Consider the following 4,029-nt stretch of genomic DNA (forward strand, 5'->3'; position numbering starts at 1 on the left):
AGTGGGTTAATAGGAGATGATTATTTAGTTATTTGTGAAAAATGTAAAATTAAGGAGAAAAGATGACAGTTGAAGTAGAAGTCAAATTAGATGAATTTTGCGATGAGGATTTATTAGAAGAAATTAGGACTAGAATAGATAGAAGTTATAATGATAACTTTAAAGAGGAATTAATAGGTATCCTTAAAAAGGAATTCTTAGATTCTAATCAAGTGCTAAATGATTTAGAATCATTGCATGTATGGAATCCAACTTATGCAAAAGAGTGGTTTGAAACCCTTCCATTTAGCAAGAGCTTAAAGAAGTGGATATTAAAAACCTACAAAGATGAGTTAGTATAGGTCCTTGTTTATTATGTTATAATCTAATCATATAAAAGGAGAAAATGATGACTAATCATCAATACCAATTAAATGAAGGCTTTAAAGCCTTACTTGATGGAATCTTTAGTGATAAAGAAATAGCCACTAAGTTAAAGATTGCTTTTGAAGAAGTGGTTAATGATAGAGCAACCACTCAAAAGATAAATCTTGATAGGCTAAAAGCTGAAGCTTTAGAGGAGATAGGAAACGAATTAGCCACTAAAGACTTTGTAGATAAAAGAATAGCAGAAGTGCAAAAAGAAATTGCAGGAGTTAGAGCTGATTATCGTTCTCTTAGGCAAGAAATGAAATTCTATGCAATAGGTTTAGGAGTCTTAATAATTATCCTCCAACCTAAAGTCTTTGATTTTATCACTACTTTTCTTAAGTAGCTAACACTAAAATACTTACATACAGCCCTAAGTTGGGATACAAGTATCCCAACAGGGTAGGTGTATCCTTGTTTATTATGTTATAATCTAATCATATAAAAGGATAAATATGTCAGGATATACTATGCAAAGAGAAACTACATATCATCTTAATGAGAGCTTCAAGGCGTTATTAGCAAGTGCTTTTAGTAACCCTCAACAATCTGAAGTCTTTATCAAGGCTTTTGAAGAAGTGGTTAATGATAGAGCGACCACTCAAGCAATTAGACTTGATAGATTGAAAGATGAAGCTATACAAGAGATTAGAAATGAGTTGCTTACCAAAGAGGTGTTTCAATCTGAAATGAAAGCTACCAAAGAAGTGTTACAATCCCAATTAAAAGCTATTGAAGCTAAATTAGAGTCTGAAATTGCAAAGATTAAAACTGAAATTGCAGAAGTAAAAACAAATACAATCCGCTGGGTTGTAGGTGTTGGTATTACTGCCACCATTGTTTCTATCACTGCAAATTTTGCACTGATTAGCTTCTTGATTGATAAGCTTATGAAATAAGTTATACTTACCGCCCTAAGTTGGGATATCTTTATCCCACTTGGGTTAGGTATATCCTTGTATGCAGTTTGGATAATCCAAACTTTAAATTAAAGGAGTAAAAAATGAATAATGAAAGAAAAATCTCCCCTAAAGAGTTTTCCGATAAGCGTAAATCTCAAGATGATGAAATTCTTAAAAAACAACTTGAATTAAGAGAGCGTGAAATTGCTCTTAAAGAGAAAGAGTTAGAGTTAAGAATGCTTCAGGCTCAAGGGAGTGAAAATAGTGTGGGACAAGGTAAATTGGAGCTTGAACGAGCAAGATTTCGCTTTGAGAAAAAAACAATGAAATTAGGTTGGGTAGTATTTATAGCTATTTTTCTGATTTTCATTATGATATTTCTTAGTAGAGTAAAACAACACGAAATCAATAGAGAAAATATGAGAAGTTTATCTGAAGAATTTGATAAACGGCGTGAAGAGTTTAGGAAAAGCAAAGAAGAATTTCGTAACTCATTTAACTCGGAGAGACGGAAAGAATACTTGGATGAAACAAGAAAGGAAATTCTTGGAAATACTAAGTAACACAAACCTATTGTGTTAGAACCTTTCACCCTTTGGGTGTTTAATCTTTTTTAAAGCTTATGTGGATAGGTTTTAAAAGTGATTAAATTATCAAGGATTGTTGAAGTTAATGTTGCTTATCTTGTTTAAAATAGAGTTTATAAGCCGTTGATAAACTCAATCAGATTTTAATCTATGCTATAATCACAATAAAAGGACTAAAGGCAGTTAAAATATTGGCATTAAAATTATCACTGTATAATTCTACATAGCTAAAGTGGGGCAAGAATGGCAAACATTGAATATAAATCTTTTAATGAAATTAATTTGCAAGATACTTTTTTTGATTCTTTGAGGCAAGATTATCAAGGCTTTGATAATTGGTATAATAGAAAGGCATCTCAAGGAGAAAAAGCTTATATTCTTTACGAAAAAGATGAGTTAGTTTGTTTTCTGTATCTTAAAGAAGAAAATCCTATTGACAATACAAATATCACACCCTCCTTAGATACAACCAAATCTTGGGTAAAAGTTGGGACTTTTAAAGTCATTCCACACAGGACAAAGCTCGGTGAGCGTTTGATTAAAAGAATGTTTGACTTTGCCATATCTAAAAATATCTTTAATCTTTATGTAACTGCTTTTGCAAAGCACGAAGCATTAATTAATCTGCTAGAACAATATGGGTTTAAGCAATGGGGTAATAAAGGTGATGAACTCGTCTTGATAAAAAACATTGCAACAACCTCAAAAGATATGCAACAGAATATATGCCTTGATTTTCCCTCAATCAATACTAAAAATGTCAGTAAATATATTCTAGGTATTCATCCGCAGTATCATACAGGAATGTTTTCAGATTCAATGCTTAAAACTGAAAATTTCAATATACTTCAAGATTCTTCGGAGGCTAATAGTATCCACAAAGTTTATATTACAAAAATACAAGGAATTGAGAATCTAAAAATAGGGGATTTATTGATTATCTATCGCACAAAAGACGAAAAAGCTTCTAATGCTAATTATTCCTCTGTTGTTACTTCTTTATGTGTAGTAGAAGAATATAGACACATTAGCCGTTTCACAGAGGAGGAGTTTATCAAATATTGTAAGCCTCACAATATTTTTACTGAAGATGAATTAAAACAATATTATAAAAGTAGGAAATATCCAAAAATCATCAAGATGACTTATAACATCTCTTTTAAAAAGCGAGTTATATTAGATACATTAAGAGGAATTGTCAAAAGAGAAAGTGAGCCTTATTGGGGATTTGTATCTCTAAATGATGATGAATTCCAACAAATTCTAAAGGCTGGAGGAGTGAATGAAAGCATTATTATCCATTAAGCCTGAATTCGCCGAAGCTATTTTCAATGGCAAGAAAAGATTTGAATATCGTAAAGTCATATTTAAAAAAGAGGTCAAATATATACAAGTTTATGTTACAAAACCTGTGGGGAAAATCATTGGGGAATTTGAAATAGGAGAAATTGTAAAAGATAATCCTGCAAAAGTTTGGGAAAAAACGAGGAGACACTCAGGCATTAAAAAATCTTTTTATATGCAATATTTTCAAGATAGGCAAGTAGCCTATGCGATAAAAATCAAAAATATCAATAAATACAAAGAGCCCCTATGCCCCTATGACGAATATGCCAATTTTACTGCTCCACAATCTTTCAAATATATAAGAAATTGAAGTAAAAATACACTTAAAGGCATTTGTATCGTGAAATTAAGTGAAAAAAAACTTTGCACTTTGCGTGTAATGGAGAATTACCAAAATAGAGGAATAGGCATTCGCCTCTTTGAAAAAAGTTTTGAAGTATTAAATACAAGAATGCCACTTTTAAGTGTATCAGGAGAGAAATTATTATCCTTTAGAAAGATATTTGATTATTATGGATTTGAATTAACAAGCATTAAAGAAGATTATTATAGGAAAGGCAAAAAAGAATATTTTTATAATGAATACCCCGCTTTTTAGTATTTCTAAGAAAAAGTATAAGCAATATACCTTTTCTTATATTTGCCTTAAATTCACTCACAAATCTATCACCTTAACTTTTTCTTGTAAATCAAATAAATGCTTAAAGATTTTAATAAAACGCATATCATCAAATCCACTCTCTATATTTAGCAGTTCTTGCGTTGGTGTATCTTTACAAGCTTGG

The 4,029-nt window shown here is 30.9% G+C and carries 7 protein-coding genes; all 7 read left to right on the forward strand.

Features of this window, described 5'->3' with window-relative positions; all coding sequences use genetic code 11:
• The first annotated feature begins 62 nt into the window (after window positions 1-62).
• Window positions 63-341, forward strand: coding sequence for a hypothetical protein (locus LS72_RS10125; protein WP_034555695.1), 279 nt, complete (start codon window positions 63-65; stop codon window positions 339-341).
• A 47-nt stretch (window positions 342-388) separates the two neighbouring features.
• Window positions 389-754, forward strand: coding sequence for a hypothetical protein (locus tag LS72_RS10130; protein WP_052087414.1), 366 nt, complete (start codon window positions 389-391; stop codon window positions 752-754).
• A 109-nt stretch (window positions 755-863) separates the two neighbouring features.
• Window positions 864-1,307, forward strand: coding sequence for a CCDC90 family protein (locus tag LS72_RS10135; protein ID WP_138155328.1), 444 nt, complete (start codon window positions 864-866; stop codon window positions 1,305-1,307).
• A gap of 104 nt (window positions 1,308-1,411) precedes the next feature.
• Complete coding sequence (locus LS72_RS10140; protein WP_138155329.1) at window positions 1,412-1,873, forward strand: hypothetical protein; 462 nt, start codon at window positions 1,412-1,414, stop codon at window positions 1,871-1,873.
• Window positions 1,874-2,140: 267 nt separating this feature from the next.
• On the forward strand, window positions 2,141-3,202 hold the full coding sequence (locus LS72_RS10145) for a GNAT family N-acetyltransferase (protein WP_138155330.1): 1,062 nt from the start codon (window positions 2,141-2,143) through the stop codon (window positions 3,200-3,202).
• Window positions 3,180-3,554, forward strand: coding sequence for an ASCH domain-containing protein (locus tag LS72_RS10150; protein WP_034555409.1), 375 nt, complete (start codon window positions 3,180-3,182; stop codon window positions 3,552-3,554). The genes LS72_RS10145 and LS72_RS10150 overlap by 23 nt, the downstream gene beginning before the upstream one ends.
• Window positions 3,555-3,584: 30 nt before the next feature.
• Entirely contained in the window at window positions 3,585-3,842 is a 258-nt protein-coding gene (locus tag LS72_RS10155) for a hypothetical protein (RefSeq protein WP_052087398.1), read from the forward strand.
• Window positions 3,843-4,029: the final 187 nt, after the last annotated feature.

Origin of the sequence: Helicobacter apodemus, assembly GCF_000765745.2 — a bacterium.
GTDB classification, from domain to species: domain Bacteria; phylum Campylobacterota; class Campylobacteria; order Campylobacterales; family Helicobacteraceae; genus Helicobacter_D; species Helicobacter_D apodemus.

What these genes read in the sequence shown, in the direction of transcription:
- LS72_RS10140 (WP_138155329.1), top strand. Translation starts at nt 1,412, where the DNA reads ATGAATAATGAAAGAAAAATCTCCCCTAAAGAGTTTTCCGATAAGCGT.
- LS72_RS10145 (WP_138155330.1), top strand. Translation starts at nt 2,141, where the DNA reads ATGGCAAACATTGAATATAAATCTTTTAATGAAATTAATTTGCAAGAT.
- LS72_RS10130 (WP_052087414.1), top strand. Translation starts at nt 389, where the DNA reads ATGACTAATCATCAATACCAATTAAATGAAGGCTTTAAAGCCTTACTT.
- LS72_RS10135 (WP_138155328.1), top strand. Translation starts at nt 864, where the DNA reads ATGTCAGGATATACTATGCAAAGAGAAACTACATATCATCTTAATGAG.
- LS72_RS10150 (WP_034555409.1), top strand. Translation starts at nt 3,180, where the DNA reads ATGAAAGCATTATTATCCATTAAGCCTGAATTCGCCGAAGCTATTTTC.
- LS72_RS10125 (WP_034555695.1), top strand. Translation starts at nt 63, where the DNA reads ATGACAGTTGAAGTAGAAGTCAAATTAGATGAATTTTGCGATGAGGAT.